Genomic DNA, 17,032 nt, shown 5'->3' with positions numbered 1-17,032 from the left:
CTGCGCGCGAGGCGTGCCGACATCAGCGCTCCGTATCGCTTCAGCCGAGGGCGTCCGGCCCCTCGGTCACGAGGATGTGGAACTGTGCCGCGTCGAGGATGCGGATGCCGAGCTCCTCCGCCTTGCCGAGCTTGGATCCGGCACCCGGACCCGCCGCGACGAAGTCGGTCTTCTTCGAGACGCTCGAGGCCGCTTTGCCGCCGGCCTTGATGATGGCCTCCTGCGCTCCGTCGCGCGTGTACCCGTCGAGGGACCCCGTCGCCACGATGGTGAGTCCGTCGAGCACACCGCCCTCCGCGACCGCGGCGCCGGGACCAGGGTGCCCGGGCGTGGCCCATTGCACGCCGGCCTGCGTCCACTGCCGCACGATCTCCTGATGCCAGTCCACGTCGAACCAGGCGAGCAGCGAGTCGGCGATGATGCCGCCGACCCCCTCGACGGCAGCGAGCTCTTCTCGCGACGCCGCGCGAATGGCGTCGAGCGAGCCGAACCACTGCGCGAGCGCTCGGGCGGCGACAGGCCCGACGTGACGGATGTTGAGCGAGACGAGGAGGCGCCAGAGATCCTTGGTCTTGGCCTTCTCGAGCTCGGCGAGAAGCGTGAGCGCCTGCGACGAAGGCTGAGGGCCCTCGAGGCCCGACTTCTTCTCCGCCGCACTGGGATTCCGGCGGAACGGTGCGCGCGTCTTGACGAGACCTTCGTCGTCTTCCTTGGGCAGACCGGTCTCGGCGTCGCGCACGAACAGCTCGATCGGCACGATCTCGTCGAGGGTGAGGGCGAACAGACCGGCCTCGGTCTCGAGCGGGGGGACTTCCGGGAACGTCGGCTGCGTCAGAGCAGCAGCTGTGACCTCGCCCAGCGCCTCGACATCGAGAGCGCCGCGCGATCCGATGTGCTCGACGCGCCCGCGCACCTGAGCCGGGCACGATCGCGCGTTCGGGCAGCGCAGATCGATGTCCCCCTCCTTCATCGCACGAAGCGGCGTGCCGCACTCGGGGCACTCCACCGGCATCACGAACTCCCGTTCGGTGCCGTCGCGTTTCTCGACGACAGGGCCGAGAACCTCGGGGATCACGTCGCCCGCCTTGCGCAGTACGACCGTGTCGCCGATCAGTACGCCCTTCGCCTTCACGACGTCCTTGTTGTGCAGAGTCGCCTGCCTGACGACGGAGCCCGCGACATGCGCGGGGGCCATCACCGCGAACGGCGTGGCGCGTCCCGTGCGCCCGACGGACACGACGATGTCGAGGAGCTTCGTCTGCACCTCTTCTGGCGGGTACTTGTACGCGATCGCCCAGCGAGGAGCGCGGCTCGTGGCACCGAGCTCGTCATGCAGCGAGAGCTCGTCGACCTTCACGACGATGCCGTCCAGCTCATGCTCGATGTCATGGCGGTGCTCGCCGAAGTACTCGACGAACTCCGCCACCTCGTCGATGCTCGTGCAGACCTTGGTGTGCGGACTCGTGGGCAGTCCCCACTCGGCCAGCTGCTCATAGACCTGGCTCTGCGCGGCGACCGGAGGGTTCTCCCACGCGCCGATGCCGTGCACGTAGAGCGCGAGGGACTCGATCCGCAGCATCCCCGCCTCGAGTTCGAGCCCGTCCTTCTTGTCGATCTGCTGACGCAGTCCGCCGCTGGCGGCGTTCCGAGGATTCGCGAATGAAGGGAAACGGCGGGCCGCCGCCGTGCGCGCCTTCTCTTCGTCGAACGGCTTCTTCGCGCCTCCCCGCGCCTCCCAGCGAGCCAGTGCATCGGCATAGGCCCTGTCGCGGAACGACGCCTGTGCGGCGTTGAGCCGTTCGAAGGCGGCGACGGGAATGAACACCTCGCCGCGGACCTCGACGATCTCAGGATGTCCGTCGCCCCGGAGCTCCCGCGGGATCTCGGGAAGACGCAGTGCGTTCTCGGTGACGATCTCGCCGACGCGTCCGTCGCCCCGCGTCGCAGCCGACGTCAGGCGCCCGTTCTCATAGCGGAGATTGATCGCGAGTCCGTCGATCTTGAGCTCGGTGAGCCAGTCGACGTCTCGCCCCGCAGCGGCGCGCGTCTTCGCCGCCCACTCGCGGAGTTCGTCGATCGAGAACACGTTGTCGAGACTGAGCATCCGCTCGGCGTGCTCGATCGTCGCGAGCCCTGTCGCCTCGGCCGCGCCCACCATCTGCGTCGGCGAATCCTGGCCCTGCAGCTCGGGATGCAGCCGCTCGAGCTCCTCGAGCCGGTGCATCCAACCGTCGTAGGTGAAATCGTCGACGACGGAGGTGTCACGCCCGTAGTACGCGTCCTTCGCCTCGAGGATGCGAGTGGTCAGCTCGTCTGCTTCGATACGGGCGTCTTCCAGCGAGATGTTCTCCGGCACCCCGCCAGTCTACGAGCGGCCACCGACATCCCGAGGGAGGCGCTACGCGTCGACGGGTACCGCGGACACCGTGCGGTCGATCGTGAACTGGCCCAGCACGCGAGTGCCGACGTAGAGCACCGCCGTCTGTCCGGGAGCGACACCGTTGAGAGGCTTCTCGGGGACGACGCGCACGCCGTCTGCAGTGACGAAGGCACGAGCGACCTCGGGCTCTGCGTGAGCGCGGATCTGCACCTCGCAGGCGAACTCCGACTCCACAGGCGCGGCACCAGCCCAGCTGAATCGCTCGCCCGAGATCTCGCGGATCGCGAGCGCCTCCTTCGGTCCCACGACCACCGTGTTCGAGACGGGGCGCACTTCGAGCACGAATCGCGGCTTGCCGTCAGCAGCCGGAACACCGAGCTTGAGTCCGCGACGCTGACCCACGGTGAACGCATGCGCGCCCTCGTGCGAACCCACGACTTCACCCGCGCGATCGACGATCTCACCGCTGGCCGTGCCGACCTTCTCGGCGAGCCAACCGCGAGTGTCGCCGTCGGGGATGAAGCAGATGTCATGGCTGTCGGGCTTCTGGGCGACGGTCAATCCGCGCGCCGCGGCCTCTGCCCGTACGACGGCCTTCGATGGTGTCGTGCCGAGCGGGAAGTAGGTGTGGGCGAGCTGCTCGGCTGTCAGCACTCCGAGCACGTACGACTGGTCCTTCGCATTGTCGGCAGCGCGGTGCAGCTCGAGGCCGGCATCGGTCGGGATCAGGGTGGCGTAGTGCCCGGTGCACACCGCGTCGAAGCCGAGCTCGATCGCGCGCTCGAGCAAGGCGGCGAACTTGATCTTCTCGTTGCATCGCATGCAGGGGTTCGGTGTGCGCCCTGCCTGATACTCCGACACGAAGTCGGCGATGACGTCTTCGCGGAAGCGCTCCGAGAAGTCCCAGACGTAGAAGGGGATGCCGAGGAGGTCGGCTGCGCGTCTGGCGTCGAGTGCGTCCTCGATGGTGCAGCATCCTCTGCTGCCCGTGCGCAGGGTTCCCCCGGCGCGGGACAACGCGAGGTGCACGCCGACGACGTCGTGACCGGCATCGACCGCACGTGCGGCCGCGACGGCGGAATCCACCCCACCACTCATGGCCGCAAGAATCCTCATGGATCCAGTCTACGAGCGTGCGGCTGAGCCGGAGCCGGATGCGCGCGAGTACGCATCAGCGATCGACGAGAGGACCGCATCGACGTCCGCGTCCGTGGACGTGCGCCCGAGTGAGAAGCGAAGCACACTGCGCGCATCCTGTTCGCTGCGCCCCATGGCCATGACCACGTGCGAGGGCTCTGCCACACCCGCCTGACATGCCGATCCGGTCGACGTCGCGATGCCCGCCATGTCGAGCAGGAAGAGCAGGCTCTCCCCCACTGCGCCGGGGAACAGGATGTGCGCGTTGCCCGGAAGCCTCTTGACGCGATCCCCGAGGACTTCGGCGGCCGGCACACGGGCGAGGATGCCGTCGACCATCCGATCGCGCATCTCGCTCAGCCTGGCGTTCTCTCGCTCGCGCTCCGCCTCGGCGAGTTCCAGGGCGACGGCGAACGCGGCCGCACCCGCGACGTCCTGAGTCCCCGCACGGAGGCCGCGCTGCTGCGCGCCGCCGCGAAGGATGGCCGCGAGGCGCGCGGTGCGCGACGTGACGAGGGCGCCGACACCGACGGGCGCGCCGATCTTATGCCCTGCGACGCTCATCGCGACGAGTCCGACGGCGTCCGCGGCGTCGCCGCGCAGGGCACGGAACGACAAGGGAACATGACCGAGCGCCGACACGGCATCGAGGTGCAGCGGAACCCGCGCGTCGGCGGCCGATGAGGCCAGCACCGCGGCGTCGTTGATGGTCCCCGACTCGTTGTTGGCGACCAATGCGGTGGCCAGCGCCGACCCCGGAAGCTGAGCGGCGAAAGCGCCCACATCGATCGCCGCGGTGCGATATACCGGAACAGCGCGCAATACTGCGCCTGCCCCGACCAGCGCCTCGACCGTGTCCATGGTCGCGTGATGCTCAGCGTCCGGCATGACGACCGCGTCGGTCCCCGCGGGACGCGCCTGCCACAGCCCCTGCAGTGCGAGGTTGATCGACTCCGTGCCCCCCGAGGTGAACACGACCTCGATCGGATCGGAACCGAGCACCGCGCCGGCTCGCTCCCGCGACTCCTCCAGCAGGCGCCTGGCGTCCTGCCCCGCTCCGTGCGTCGACGACGCGTTGCCGACGATCGCGCTCGCCTCCAGCCACGCCTCGCGCGCCTCCGGGCGCAGCGGGGTCGTGGCCGCGTGATCGAGATAGTGCTGCATCCCTCAACTCTCCCCCATTTTCGCCGGCCGGAGCGAACCTGGAACTGAGTGCATCGTGTCCTGGGACCCGAGCGCAGACCCCTATGGTGTATTCATGCCCGCGATCCGAGACATCACCGTGCCCGGCGGTACTGCACTCGACAACCTCGGCGTTCGCCTTCACGACGGCGTCGGAACCCTCCGCGTCTGGTCGCAGAACGCGTCGTCCATCGAGCTCGTCGTCTTCGATGCCACAGACCTGGACTGGGTGACCGATCAGATCGACCTCGAGCGACTCCCCGGCGGTGTCTGGGAGGTCACGACCGAGCTGCTGCAGCCCGGCACCCGCTACGCGGTCCGCGTGGGCGGACCACACGGCCCCGGCAACACCTTCAACCCCGAGACCCTCCTCCTCGACCCGTATGCGCGCGGCCTCGCCCAGGGCGACGGCTACGAGGAGTGGCGATCCGTCGTGATCGTCGACGGCTTCGACTGGGGCGATTCGGTCAAGCCCCGCATCCCCCTCGATCGCACAGTCATCTACGAGGGCCATCTGAAGGGCCTCACCAAGCGACAGCCTGACGTGCCCCCTGCACTGCACGGAACCTACGCGGGTCTCGCCCACCCCGCGATGATCGAGTACTTCCACGAGCTGGGCATCACCTCGATCGAGCTTCTTCCCGTGCATGCGTTCGTGCCGGAGCCTCGTCTGCTCGAGCGCGGACTCACCAACTACTGGGGGTACAACACCCTCAACTTCTTCACGCCCCACAACGCGTATGCGACGGAAGACGCGCGGAAGGGAGGCCCTGAGGCCGTGCTCGCGGAGTTCAAGGGGATGGTGCGACTGCTCCACGAGGCCGGACTCGAGGTCATCCTCGACGTCGTGTACAACCACACGTCGGAAGAGGGCCTCGGAGGCCCTCGCTCGAGCCTGCGCGGCATCGACAACGCGGGCTACTACCGTCAGGACGCGTCCGGGGCGTACATCGACACCACGGGCTGCGGCAACACGCTCGACACCTCGACGGATGCCGGCGCCCGCCTCGTGCTCGACTCGCTGCGCTACTGGGCCCAGGAGATGCAGATCGACGGTTTCCGGTTCGATCTCGCCGCTGCCATCGCGCGCGACGGCTCGCACACCTACACACCCGAGCACCCGCTGCTCGCGGCGATCGCCGACGATCCGATCCTGAAGGAGACGAAGCTCATCGCCGAGCCGTGGGACGTCGGTATGGGCGGGTGGCAGACGGGCAACTTCCCCAAGGGCTGGCTGGAGTGGAACGACCGCTACCGCGACCGCGTGCGCAACTTCTGGCTGAGTGACATCGACTACGCGCGAAGGGCCTCGGCACCGGTCGGCATCGGTGGTTTCGCGACGCGTCTCGCCGGGTCCTCCAACACCTTCGCCGATGAGCGCGGGCCGCTCGCGAGCATCAACTTCGTGACGGCGCACGACGGCTTCACCCTGCACGACCTCGTCTCGTACGACGTCAAGCACAACGAGGCGAACGGCGAGCACAACCGCGACGGCGCCGATATGAACCGTGCGTTCAACCACGGGATCGAGGGTCCGACAGACGACCCGGCCATTCTCGCGGCTCGACGCAAGGCGATGCGCAACCTGCTGGGCACTCTCCTGCTGTCCGCGGGAATCCCGATGCTCACCGCGGGTGACGAAGTCGGGCGCACGCAGCGGGGCAACAACAACGCCTACGCACAGGACTCCGCGATGACCTGGCTCGGCTGGGACCCAGAGCCGTGGCAGGAAGACTTGCGAGCTCACGTCAGCAGACTGATCGAGCTGCGCTCCGAGAACCCCGCGCTGCGACCGAGCCGATACGCGCGACTGGGCGAACACATCCCGAACGCCTCCGTCATGGACTGGTTCGACCAGAACGGCGAGACGATGGAGAGCGAGCAGTGGACCGACCCGGGCAACCGCACGCTGCAGTATGTCGCCGCCTCCACTCCGGACCGTGAAGCGGCGAATCGCATCCTCCTGATCGTGCACGGCACGGAGTCGCCGATCGACGTGCGGCTGCCCGAGGAACTCGAGGATGCGACCCGGTTCGTGTCGCTGTGGTCGAGCGCCGACGAGCGCCCCGGCACCGACGGCGAGACGTTCGCGCCCGGCGACATCCTGCCGATCCCCGGCACCTCGATGAGGCTCTTCCGCGTCGAATGACGTGCGGCGCGCCGAAGCCGTCCGCTCGCTACCCGCGGTGCGTCGGTAGCGGTACATTCGGGGGGTGGCCGCACGAATGAGCAGCACCAGTCCTCAGGCTCTCCGGAGTCCCGCTCAGATCCCTCTGCGTCCGCTGGGCGTCGTGTCGGACGGCGACTCGCTCCGCGCCACGCGCATTCCGCTGGTGGACGGCAGACCTGCTGTTCCCGGGGGGTTCGCGCCCAAGGCCTTCGTGGGAGAAGTCGTGCCCTTCAGCGTCGTCGCCTTCCGTGAGGGGCACGACCTGATCGGTGTGCAGCTGCGGCTGACCTCCCCTGACGGTGAGGAGTCCCTCCATCGCCTCTCCCCCCTGCTGGACGGCACCGATCGGTGGAGTGCCGACGTCGCGATCGACGTCCAAGGCCGATGGACATTCCGCTTCGAGGCGTTCTCCGATGACTTCGCGACCTGGGCGCATGCCGCCGAGCTGAAGGTGACCGCCGGAGTGGACGTGCCGGTCATGGCCGCACTCGGCGCCGAGCTCCTCACCCGCGCCGCCGCGGAGAAGGACCGCCCTCTTGCACAGCGCAAGCGCCTCGCCGCTGATTCCACCGCGCTTCTGGACGGAGACGCTGCGACGACGATCGCGCTGTCGACCGACACCGAGCTCGCTCGGGTTTTCCTCGAGCGGCCGCTGACGACGCTGCGCTCGACGTCTGCGGCGCACACCCTGCTCGTCGAGAGGACCACCGCGGGGGTAGGCGCCTGGTACGAGTTCTTCCCCCGGTCCGAGGGCGCCAGACGGCTGAAGGACGGCACGATCAAGAGCGGCACGTTCCGCACCGCGACGAAGCGACTTCCGGCCGTCGCCGCGATGGGGTTCGATGTGATCTACCTGGTCCCGATCCACCCGATCGGGATCACCAACCGCAAGGGGCGCAACAACACGCTGACGACCGAGCCCGAAGACCCCGGCTCCCCCTACGCGATCGGTGCGGCAGAGGGCGGTCATGACGCCATCCACCCCGATCTCGGCAAGCCGGCCGACTTCCGCGCCTTCGTGCGTGCGGCACGGAACGAGGGCCTGGAGGTCGCCCTGGATCTCGCTCTGCAGGCATCTCCTGACCACCCGTGGGTCGCCGAGCATCCGGAGTGGTTCACGACTCTTCCCGACGGAACGATCGCATATGCCGAGAATCCGCCGAAGAAGTACCAGGACATCTACCCCCTGAACTTCGACAACGACCCGGCCGGCATCTACCAGGAGATGCTCCGGATCGTGCAGCACTGGGTGCGCGAGGGCGTGAAGATCTTCCGGGTCGACAATCCGCACACCAAGCCGCTTCAGTTCTGGGAGTGGCTGATCGCCACAGTCAACGCTGCCGACCCCGATGTGATCTTCCTCGCCGAGGCCTTCACCCGCCCCGCCGTCATGCGGGCGCTGGCCGCGGTCGGTTTCCAGCAGAGCTACAGCTACTTCACGTGGCGCAACACCAAGGCCGAACTCGAGGAGTTCCTCACGACCGTGTCGCAGGAGACCAGCGACTACATGCGGCCGAACCTCTTCGTGAACACCCACGACATCCTCACCGAGTACCTGCAGTTCGGGGGGCGTGCCGCCTACCGCATCCGCGCCTGCATCGGTGCGACCGCTGCCCCCGTGTACGGCGTGTACGCCGGCTACGAGCTCTTCGAGAACGTCGCGCGTCCTGGGTCCGAAGAGAACATAGACAACGAGAAGTACGAGTACAAGCTCCGCGACTGGGAGGGAGCCGAAGCCGCCGGCGACTCGCTCGCACCCCTTCTCCGTCGTCTGAACGAGATCCGTCGCACGCACCCGGCTCTTCGTCAGCTGCGCAATCTCTCGGTCCATTGGAGCGACGACGACTCGGTGCTCGTCTACAGCAAGCATCTCGATGCCGCATTCACGGGAACGGGTTCTGCTGACACGATCGTCGTGGTCGCCAACGTCGATCCCCACTCGGTGCGCGAGACCACCGTCCACCTCGACACGACGATCTGGGGCGTTCCTCTGGGCGAGCCTTTCGAAGTCGAGGACCTCCTCACCGGAGCCGTCTGGACGTGGACCGACCACAACTACGTGCGCCTCGACGCCTTCGCCGAGCCGGTGCACATCCTGAAGGTGAGGAAGCGTTCATGAGCTACCTGGAAGATGCGACGACGTCGTCGGAATGGGCCGCGGTGGCGGCAGGATCCCACCACGACCCGCACTCGGTGCTGGGTGCGCACCCGTTCACCGATGCGGGCGACCGCACGGTCACCGTCATCCGTGCCCGTCGTCCGCTCGCAGCGAGCGTGGCCGCCGTGTTCGGCGACGGCACCCGCCTCGAATTGGAGCACGTCGCGCACGGCATCTGGGAGGGTAATCACGACGGCCCCCCTGTGCCGTACCGGATCGCGACGGCGTACGGCGCCGATGACGAGACCGTCGTCGGCGACCCCTACCGGCATCTCCCGACGCTGGGCGACATCGACGTGCACCTGATCGCCGAAGGACGTCACGAACGCCTCTGGGAGGTGCTGGGCGCCCATCCACGGGTCGTGGAGAGCGAGGTCGGAGTGGGCTTCGCCGTCTGGGCTCCCAACGCCACCGCCGTTCGCGTGGTCGGTGATCACAACGGGTGGAACGGCGAGCCCCACGCCATGCGCTCGATGGGTGTGAGCGGGATCTGGGAGCTGTTCATCCCGGATCTCCCGGTCGGCACGACCTACAAGTACGAGATCAGGACGCGCGACGGTGCGTGGATCTTCAAAGCGGATCCGATGGCGCAGGCCGCGCAGGTCCCGCCGGAGACCGCATCCGTGGTCACCGAGTCGACCTACGCCTGGTCGGATGGCGCCTGGATGACCCGCAGGGCCGCGACCCATGCCGTCGCGCAACCGCTGTCGGTGTACGAAGTGCACCTGGGGTCGTGGCGTGGCGGACTGAGCTATCGGGATGCTGCGGAGCCGCTCATCGCGCACGTCGAGGAGGCCGGCTTCACCCATGTGGAGTTCATGCCGCTCGCCGAGCACCCGTTCGGCGGATCCTGGGGCTATCAGGTCAGCGGCTACTACGCGGCGACGAGCCGCTTCGGCAGCCCGGACGACCTGCGCTACCTGATCGACCGCCTGCATCAGGCGGGCATCGGCGTCATCATGGACTGGGTCCCGGGCCATTTCCCGAAGGATGCGTTCGCGCTGGCGCGATTCGACGGCCAGCCTCTCTACGAGCACCCGGATCCCCGACGAGGCGAGCACCAGGACTGGGGCACGCTCATCTTCGACTACGGGCGTCCGGAGGTGCGCGGATTCCTCGTCGCGAACGCGCTGTTCTGGCTGAGCGAGTTCCACGTCGACGGCCTTCGCGTCGACGCCGTCGCCTCGATGCTCTACCTCGACTACTCCCGCAACGACGGAGAGTGGGAACCCAACATCCACGGCGGGCGTGAGAATCTCGAGGCGATTCGATTCCTGCAGGAAGTCAATGCGACCGCCTATCGTGTGCATCCCGGCGTGCTGATGATCGCCGAGGAGTCGACCAGCTTCCCCGGTGTCACCGCTCCTACCGATCATGCCGGTCTCGGCTTCGGTTTCAAGTGGAACATGGGCTGGATGAACGACTCGCTCCAGTACATCGAGCGAGACCCGATGTATCGCTCGCACCACGAGGGCGAGATGACGTTCTCCTTCGTGTACGCGTTCGGCGAGAACTACCTGCTGCCGATCAGCCATGACGAGGTCGTGCACGGCAAAGGCAGTCTGCTCGCGAAGATGCCAGGAGATCACTGGCACAAGCTCGCGAACGTGCGCGCCTACCTGGGGTACATGTGGGGGCACCCGGGCAAGAAGCTGCTGTTCATGGGACAGGAGTTCGGCCAGCTCGCAGAGTGGTCCGAGTCCCGTGAGCTGGACTGGTGGCTGCTCGAGCAGCCGTCCCATGCCCAGCTGCAGAGCTTCGTCGGGCAGCTCAACCGCACCTATCGTGCCCAGGCACCGCTCTGGGAGCGCGACAACGACGGTTCGTCCTTCTCGCGCCTCGGTGCGCCCAGCTGGGATCCGAACGTGATCGCGTTCGAGCGCCGCGACGCCCATGGCGGCCGGCTCGTCGTGATCAGCAACTTCGCCGGCGTCGAGCGCAGCGGATATCGCCTCTCTCTGCCCAGCGCGGGAATCTGGCAGGAGATCCTCAACACGGATGCCGCGGAATACGGCGGACGAGGTTCAGGCAATCTCGGTGTGGTCGTCGCGGACACCGCAGACGGCGGCACTCCGACGGCGACGATGACGATACCTGCGCTGTCGACGATCTGGCTCCGCCATCAGAGCGACCCGCACGTGCCGACGATCAGCCACGGCTGACCGCGGCGCGCGGCGCGATCAGAACAGCAGCGACGAGAGCCGATTGCGTGCCGAGACGACACGCGGGTCGGCTGCGCCGATGAGACCGAACAGCTCGATGAGCCGCTCGCGAACCGGCGTGCGCTCGGCGGAGGGAAGCTGAGCGAACAGGTCGAGCAGACGTCCGAACGCATCGTCGACGTGCCCGCCCGCGAGATCGAGATCCGCGACATCGAACTGCGCCTGCACATCCAGCGGACCCGCTGCGGCAGCGGCCCGCGCCTCCTGCAGGTCGAGCTTCTGCACGCGATCGAGAAGACGCACTTGCCCGAGACCGGCGATCGCATCCTCGTCACGAGGATTCTCGGCAAGGGCCTTCTCGTAGGCGATGACCGCTGCGGCGTAGTCGCCGAGTTCGATCGCGGCGAAAGCCTCCGCATGCAGCGGCGGCAGTGGCGGTTCCTCTGCGGCCTCCTCGGTCGCAGCCGGGGCCTCGCCGACATCCAGCGAACCGGTGACGCCGTTCTGCGCGGCGAGCTGGAGCAGCTGCGCGAAGACTTCGCGGACCTGCTGTTCGGGAACCGCTCCGGTGAACATCGGGACCGGCTGCCCTGCGATGAGAGCGACCACCATCGGGATCGACTGCGCACGGAAGCCCTGCGCGAGCTGAGGGTTGGCGTCGACGTCGACCTTGGCGAGCAGCACCTTGCCGCCGAGCTCGCGCGTCACCTTCTCGATGATGGGGCTCAGTTGCTTGCAGGGCCCGCACCACTCGGCCCACAGATCGACGACCACGGGCACGGTGCGCGAGAGCTCGAGGATCTGACCGAACGATTCGTCGGTCGCGTCGACCACCACGTCCGCGACCCCGGGTGCCGGAGCAGGCGTTCCGGTCATTGGCGCGGCCGGTCGATTGCGCAGACTGGAGAGGTCCACGGCTCCTCGGAGCGCGGCAGGAGAGATATCGGTCACTTGATCACCTCGACGGAGAGAAGATCCTGGCGGACGGCCAGGAGCCGGATCTGCTCCGTCGAGCCCTGGGCGGGGACGGAGAAGAACAACTGGAATTCGTACTTGGTCGTCACGCCCTTGGCGGACTCGGTGACCCCGGTCAGCGCCTTCGCCTGCGCGTTGTCGCCGAAACGGATCACCGCGTCCGCGGAGGTCGGTGTGACCGTCTCGGTGTCGACCAGCGAGACGGCGACGATGGCGCCGCTGCCCAGAGTGGTCATCGATACAGGGGCGGAGTCCGCCGGTGCGATGTCGAAGGCGGTCTGGGACGTCGCTGCCGCGCCGTTGTCCGCGAGGTTCTGCACCACAGCCTGGCGGCTGTCTCGGATCGACTTCGCGAGGTTCTGCGAGATCTCGTCGAACAGTCCGTAGGAGGCGCTCTGCTCGCCCGCGTCGACGACGTCCGAGAACGTCGCGGCGAGTTCGCCCGGCGGCATGCTGAGGAAGGCGGAGTCGTCCGGGACGAGCGAAGTTCCGAGCCACGGCGCGGCGACCTCAGGGAAGACGGCATCAGCCGACATCTCGGCCATGTTGTTGACCTTGTAGTTGGACCAGGGGTCCTGCTGGGTCATCGTCAGCACGACCGGGGGAACTGTGTCGTCGCCGTCGCTCTTCGAGAGCAGGAGGACGGTGCGCGGCCAACGGTCGGTCGCCTCTGGCAGCATGACCTCGACGTCATCGGTCGGGATCGCCGCCGGCACAGCGGTGTCGGGAAGCGCGGTGCGCAGCGCGTACTCGGTCTTGCGAGCCGTCAGGGCCGGGCCGTCGAGGCGAGTTCCCGCCAGGTCGATGTCCATCGCGGCGTCCGCGTCGGAGAGCGTCGCCGACACATCCTGAAGGATGCGCTTGGCCTGAGCCTCGGTCACTGCCGGAGGCTTCTGGTTCTCGGGGGCGATCACGGTGGCGCTGGGCGAGGGGCTGGGCGTCCCCGCACCGAACTGGGGCCACGAGTCGGCCGAGCATCCTGTGGCCAGGAGCGCGGTCAGCGCGAGAGCCGGCACCGCGAACATGCGGCGCTTGCGGGTCGGTGTGGCGCGCATCTCGGACTTGCGATCGCCGGCTGTGTCGCCCTCGTTCGCGGAGCCCTCCTGCGCGTTCTCCGCATCGACGGCGTGCTCAGCTGGAGTGGATCCCCTGTCGGTTTCGGTCGTCGATGATTCCTCGATCGCCTTCCGCTCGGACGGCGGCAGCTGGGCCACGTCGATCGGCTCGGTCGCGGGAAGGGGCCCCGGTCCCTTGCGCCGGGGACCACGTCCGCGGCGCTGGTGGCGGATGCCGAGCACGTACAGCACGAGGCCGACCAGGAGCACGGCGGCACCGGCTGCCATCAGCGGACCCGCCAGAGGCGTAGACGTGTCGAGCGGCCAGGAGACGACGATGTCGTCAGGCGCGTCGGCAGTGCCGTCGTGCGCGATGAGAAGGCTGACGCCTTCGGGGAGCTGCATGTCGGCGATCAGCGCGTCGGTGTCGGTGAACGAGTCGAGCCAGAGATCCGACCCGACCGGACTGCGCCCGGCTTCGGCTGCCGCACCGTCGTCTGCGGGAGTCTCTTCGGGAGCCGGGGTCGCCTCGGGAGCGTCAGTGTCCGCGTCGTCCTCACCTGCCGCGGCCGCGTCCACGAGCTCGACATCGAGCTCGCCGTCCTTGCCGACGGTGACGTGGTTGTACGAGGCGTCAGCCAGCCACGCCTCCATGTCTGCCGTTCGACCGTACGCGGCGAAGATGTCACCGTCTCCACGGACGAGCAGGGTCTGAGCGCCGGGGTGCTCCCTCAGGACGTCGCCGTCCAGGAGCACGTAGGGCGCCGGTTCTTCCACGGCGACCGAGGTCTCCTGGGTCGACGGACCCATGAAAACGGTTCGCTGCGCGATGCCCGCAGCGATCAGTCCCGCAGCCAGCACGAAGGCCACGACGGCCCATACGAAACGCACGAATAGTCTCCTCACACGACCCGGACGAGCGCCCGAGTCGCAACACTCGACATTTCAGACTAGCGAAATCACCTGTGTGTTGCCCACGAGGGCATGCCTGATCGTCCCGGCACGTCGTGACGATCAGGCATCACGCGGTCGATAACCTTGCATCATCAGCATCTCCGAGGAGCACCGATGAAGATCCACAACCCGTTCCGCACAGCCCTCGTGGCGACGCTCGGCGTGGGGCTGGGAATCCTGCTGATCGGAAGCGTCGAGAGCCTGTCGACGGTTCTCCTGTACGTCGGCACGGCCCTGTTCCTCAGCCTCGGCCTCGATCCGCTCGTGTCGTTCCTCGAACGCAAGAGGCTCCCCCGCTGGCTCGCTGTGCTGATCACGATCCTCGGCGTCCTCGGCATCTTCGCGGGCATCATCCTGATCGTCATCCCGGTGCTCGTCGACCAGATATCCCAGCTGATCGCCCAGATCACGGCCATCGTCCAACGCGGAACCTTTCTCGCCGACCTCCGAGAGTGGATGGTCGACACCTTCCCCAACCTCAAGGTCGACGATGTGTTCGCCTACGTGACGAACTGGCTCGAGACGAACCTCACCCAGATCGGCGGGTCCATCGGGCAGAGCGTCCTCGCAGCCAGCGGCGCCGTCGTCAGCGGACTCTTCGGAGCCTTCATCGTCCTGATCCTGACGATCTACCTGACAGCCTCGACGCCCTCCCTGAAGCGAGCGGTGTACCAGCTCGCACCCGCCTCGAAGCGGGAGCGCTTCATCGACCTCGCCGAGCAGATCACGGACTCGGTCGGCTACTACGTCATGGGTCAGGTGACGCAGGGTGTCATCAACGGCGTCCTGAGCATGATCTTTCTGACGATCATCGATGCGCCGTTCCCGGCAGTGCTCGCTGTCGTGGCCTTCTTCTTCTCGCTCATCCCGCTCGTGGGCACCCTGACGGGGTCGACGATCATCGTTCTCGTCTGCCTCATCCCCGGTCTCGGCTCCCCCGCCACCGCGATCGCGGCCGCGATCTACTACCTCGTCTACATGCAGATCGAGGCCTATGTGATCTCGCCGAGGATCATGAGCCGCGCGGTGTCCGTCCCCGGCGCCGTCGTGGTGGTCGCTGCCCTGGCGGGAGGAAGCCTTCTGGGGCTTCTGGGCGCGCTCATCGCGATCCCGGTCGCGGCCAGCATCCTGATCCTCTACCGCCAGGTGCTGATCCCCCGGATGAACGAGCTCTAGCCCACCGGCCATTCGTTCGGCAACGGCAGCGCCGCAGGATTCACTGCCGCAACGATCTCAGTGAGCACGCGCCGGGTCTGGCTCTCCCCCACCCAGAGGTGCTTGCCGCCCTCGACCGCGATCAGGTTCGCGTGCGGGATCGCCGCGAACCGCTCCCGCGCTTCAGCCGGACGGAGATAGTCGTCGAGCTCGGGAACCAGGATGACGACCTCGACGTCCTCGCCCGCCCATGCCGCGACATCGGCCTCCGTCGCGCGATGCAGCGGCGGGGACAGCAGGATGATCCCCTCGACATCGTGCTCTCGCCCGTACTTGAGGGCGAGCTCCGTGCCGAAGGACCAGCCGAGCAGCCACGGGCGCGGAAGGCCGCGCTCACGGACGAAGTCCATCGCCGCGGCGACATCGAACTGCTCCGCCGCTCCCCCGTCGAACGCGCCGTCGCTCGTTCCCCGAGGCGACGTGGTGCCGCGCGTGTTGAATCGCAGGACGGCGAGATCGGCCAGTGCAGGAAGCCGTGCGGCCGCCTTGCGGATGATGTGCGAGTCCATGAAGCCACCCGCCGTCGGTAGCGGGTGGAGCGTCACGAGCGTCGCGACGGGGTCGGAAGACTCTGGCAGCGAAAGCTCCCCCACGAGCCTCAGCTCATCCGCCGTCTCCAGAACGATGTCTTCGCGTCGAGCAGGAAGCTCGAGTGGTCCGCGGATCTCGATGCTCACGCAATCCTCCAACAGTGTGTGTGCCAATGCCGCCGGGCGGCGAGATCTGCGGCGTCGCCGAGCACGCCGTCCGCGCGCCAGATCACGAGGTGGGCGATACCCGGCGCGACGGTGCGCCCGCAACCGGGGCAGATGTACTCCTTGAGCGCCTGCGCGGCCGATACCGGCTGCACGGTCCACTCGGAGCCCCGGCGCACCTCTGTGCGCTTCCAGGACGCCAGAAGGCGGTCGAGCGAGTCCTCGGGATCAGGGCGCGCCGGACGGCGTCTGCGGGAGCGGGCCATGAGGGCCGCTCACCACCAGTGGTTGTTCGTCCAGAAGGCGTGCGCGCCGGCCCAGCTGCCGTATCGTCCGGTGGCATAGCCCGTCGCCCAGCGCAGGTTGTCGACCGGGTCGTATCCGTTGCCAGGCACCTTGCTGCACGGCAGGGCCTGGACGAGACCGCACGCACCCGAGGACTTGTTGGTCGCGTTGGGATTCCATCCGCTCTCACGCGAGACGATGTAGTCGACATAGCCCCAGTCGGACTCGGCGATTCCGGCAGCCGCCATCCACTCGGCCGGAGCACCGCCGCCGGTGTAGAAGAGAGGCGCGGCACTGCTCGACTTCGGGGAGGACGCCGTCGTGGGTGTGGGGGTCGGTGTGGGCTTCGGCGTCACGTAGACGGAGAATGTCCCGCGCTGGACGGGCGCGATCGCTGCGCCTTCGACCGAGACGGTGAGGTTCTGGGTCTCGGTGAGCGCGACCGAGTAGGCCGACTCCGGGCTCTCCTCTGCGGGCTGCTCCGCGAGCGCGACGCCCGTAGGGGCGACCATCGCCGCCGCGAAACCGACGACCGCGAGAGCGCTGAAGAAGCCCACGACGCCACGGCGTCGGCTGCCCTTGCGCGCCGAAAGAGTCGCCGATGCGGGCACAGGCGTGACGTCGTTTCGCTGGGGAGTCATGTCGTTTCGGGAGTTCACGATGA

12 protein-coding genes are annotated in these 17,032 nt (G+C 67.8%); 4 read left to right on the top strand and 8 right to left on the bottom strand.

Annotated features, from left to right (window positions below):
* Nucleotides 1-40: 40 nt before the first annotated feature.
* Genes ligA through ASF63_RS03910 form a run of 3 tightly spaced genes read right to left on the bottom strand, consistent with a single transcriptional unit; the run spans nucleotide 41 to nucleotide 4,681 of the window.
* The gene (ligA, locus tag ASF63_RS03920; protein ID WP_056509772.1) at nucleotides 41-2,356 is read right to left on the bottom strand and encodes an NAD-dependent DNA ligase LigA; all 2,316 of its coding nucleotides are present in this window, start codon (nucleotides 2,354-2,356) and stop codon (nucleotides 41-43) included.
* A 42-nt stretch (nucleotides 2,357-2,398) separates the two neighbouring features.
* Complete coding sequence (gene mnmA, locus ASF63_RS03915; RefSeq protein ID WP_082477809.1) at nucleotides 2,399-3,496, bottom strand: tRNA 2-thiouridine(34) synthase MnmA; 1,098 nt, start codon at nucleotides 3,494-3,496, stop codon at nucleotides 2,399-2,401.
* Between the two features lie 9 nt (nucleotides 3,497-3,505).
* Nucleotides 3,506-4,681 carry a cysteine desulfurase family protein gene (locus tag ASF63_RS03910; protein WP_056509768.1) on the bottom strand — a complete coding sequence of 392 codons (1,176 nt, stop codon included), beginning with the start codon at nucleotides 4,679-4,681 and terminating at the stop codon, nucleotides 3,506-3,508.
* Nucleotides 4,682-4,775: 94 nt separating this feature from the next.
* Here ASF63_RS03910 and glgX point away from each other — a divergent pair, with 94 nt between their 5' ends.
* From glgX to glgB, 3 genes are all read left to right on the top strand, one after another.
* Entirely contained in the window at nucleotides 4,776-6,848 is a 2,073-nt protein-coding gene (gene glgX / locus ASF63_RS03905; protein WP_056509766.1) for a glycogen debranching protein GlgX, read from the top strand.
* A 76-nt stretch (nucleotides 6,849-6,924) separates the two neighbouring features.
* Entirely contained in the window at nucleotides 6,925-8,988 is a 2,064-nt protein-coding gene (locus ASF63_RS03900) for an alpha-1,4-glucan--maltose-1-phosphate maltosyltransferase (protein WP_082477808.1), read from the top strand.
* On the top strand, nucleotides 8,985-11,189 hold the full coding sequence (gene glgB, locus ASF63_RS03895) for a 1,4-alpha-glucan branching protein GlgB (protein ID WP_056509764.1): 2,205 nt from the start codon (nucleotides 8,985-8,987) through the stop codon (nucleotides 11,187-11,189). The genes ASF63_RS03900 and glgB overlap by 4 nt, the downstream gene beginning before the upstream one ends.
* 18 nt (nucleotides 11,190-11,207) lie before the next feature.
* Here the strand turns inward: glgB and ASF63_RS03890 are convergent, their stop codons facing one another.
* Nucleotides 11,208-12,140 carry a tetratricopeptide repeat protein gene (locus ASF63_RS03890; RefSeq protein ID WP_056509762.1) on the bottom strand — a complete coding sequence of 311 codons (933 nt, stop codon included), beginning with the start codon at nucleotides 12,138-12,140 and terminating at the stop codon, nucleotides 11,208-11,210.
* Nucleotides 12,137-14,110 carry a hypothetical protein gene (locus ASF63_RS03885; protein ID WP_056509761.1) on the bottom strand — a complete coding sequence of 658 codons (1,974 nt, stop codon included), beginning with the start codon at nucleotides 14,108-14,110 and terminating at the stop codon, nucleotides 12,137-12,139. The genes ASF63_RS03890 and ASF63_RS03885 overlap by 4 nt, the downstream gene beginning before the upstream one ends.
* A gap of 177 nt (nucleotides 14,111-14,287) precedes the next feature.
* Between ASF63_RS03885 and ASF63_RS03880 the strand changes: the two genes are divergently transcribed.
* Entirely contained in the window at nucleotides 14,288-15,349 is a 1,062-nt protein-coding gene (locus ASF63_RS03880) for an AI-2E family transporter (RefSeq protein ID WP_056509758.1), read from the top strand.
* Here ASF63_RS03880 and ASF63_RS03875 read toward each other — a convergent pair.
* Genes ASF63_RS03875 through ASF63_RS03865 form a run of 3 tightly spaced genes read right to left on the bottom strand, consistent with a single transcriptional unit; the run spans nucleotide 15,346 to nucleotide 17,027 of the window.
* Nucleotides 15,346-16,059 carry an alpha/beta hydrolase gene (locus ASF63_RS03875; protein ID WP_056510230.1) on the bottom strand — a complete coding sequence of 238 codons (714 nt, stop codon included), beginning with the start codon at nucleotides 16,057-16,059 and terminating at the stop codon, nucleotides 15,346-15,348. The genes ASF63_RS03880 and ASF63_RS03875 overlap by 4 nt on opposite strands.
* A gap of 2 nt (nucleotides 16,060-16,061) precedes the next feature.
* Nucleotides 16,062-16,349: a hypothetical protein gene (locus ASF63_RS03870; protein WP_056509756.1), complete on the bottom strand. Its 288-nt coding sequence runs from the start codon at nucleotides 16,347-16,349 to the stop codon at nucleotides 16,062-16,064.
* Nucleotides 16,350-16,358: 9 nt separating this feature from the next.
* Nucleotides 16,359-17,027 carry a transglycosylase SLT domain-containing protein gene (locus tag ASF63_RS03865; RefSeq protein WP_235560683.1) on the bottom strand — a complete coding sequence of 223 codons (669 nt, stop codon included), beginning with the start codon at nucleotides 17,025-17,027 and terminating at the stop codon, nucleotides 16,359-16,361.
* Nucleotides 17,028-17,032: the final 5 nt, after the last annotated feature.

Source organism: Microbacterium sp. Leaf320 (assembly GCF_001423485.1).
Classification (GTDB): Bacteria; Actinomycetota; Actinomycetes; order Actinomycetales; family Microbacteriaceae; genus Microbacterium.
This window is presented reverse-complemented; position numbering and strand designations above follow the sequence as displayed.

Coding starts and splice junctions, on each gene's coding strand:
- ASF63_RS03910 (WP_056509768.1), bottom strand. CDS start 4,681: ATGCAGCACTATCTCGATCACGCGGCCACGACCCCGCTGCGCCCGGAG.
- glgX (WP_056509766.1), top strand. CDS start 4,776: ATGCCCGCGATCCGAGACATCACCGTGCCCGGCGGTACTGCACTCGAC.
- ASF63_RS03880 (WP_056509758.1), top strand. CDS start 14,288: ATGAAGATCCACAACCCGTTCCGCACAGCCCTCGTGGCGACGCTCGGC.
- ASF63_RS03900 (WP_082477808.1), top strand. CDS start 6,925: ATGAGCAGCACCAGTCCTCAGGCTCTCCGGAGTCCCGCTCAGATCCCT.
- glgB (WP_056509764.1), top strand. CDS start 8,985: ATGAGCTACCTGGAAGATGCGACGACGTCGTCGGAATGGGCCGCGGTG.
- mnmA (WP_082477809.1), bottom strand. CDS start 3,496: ATGAGGATTCTTGCGGCCATGAGTGGTGGGGTGGATTCCGCCGTCGCG.
- ASF63_RS03870 (WP_056509756.1), bottom strand. CDS start 16,349: ATGGCCCGCTCCCGCAGACGCCGTCCGGCGCGCCCTGATCCCGAGGAC.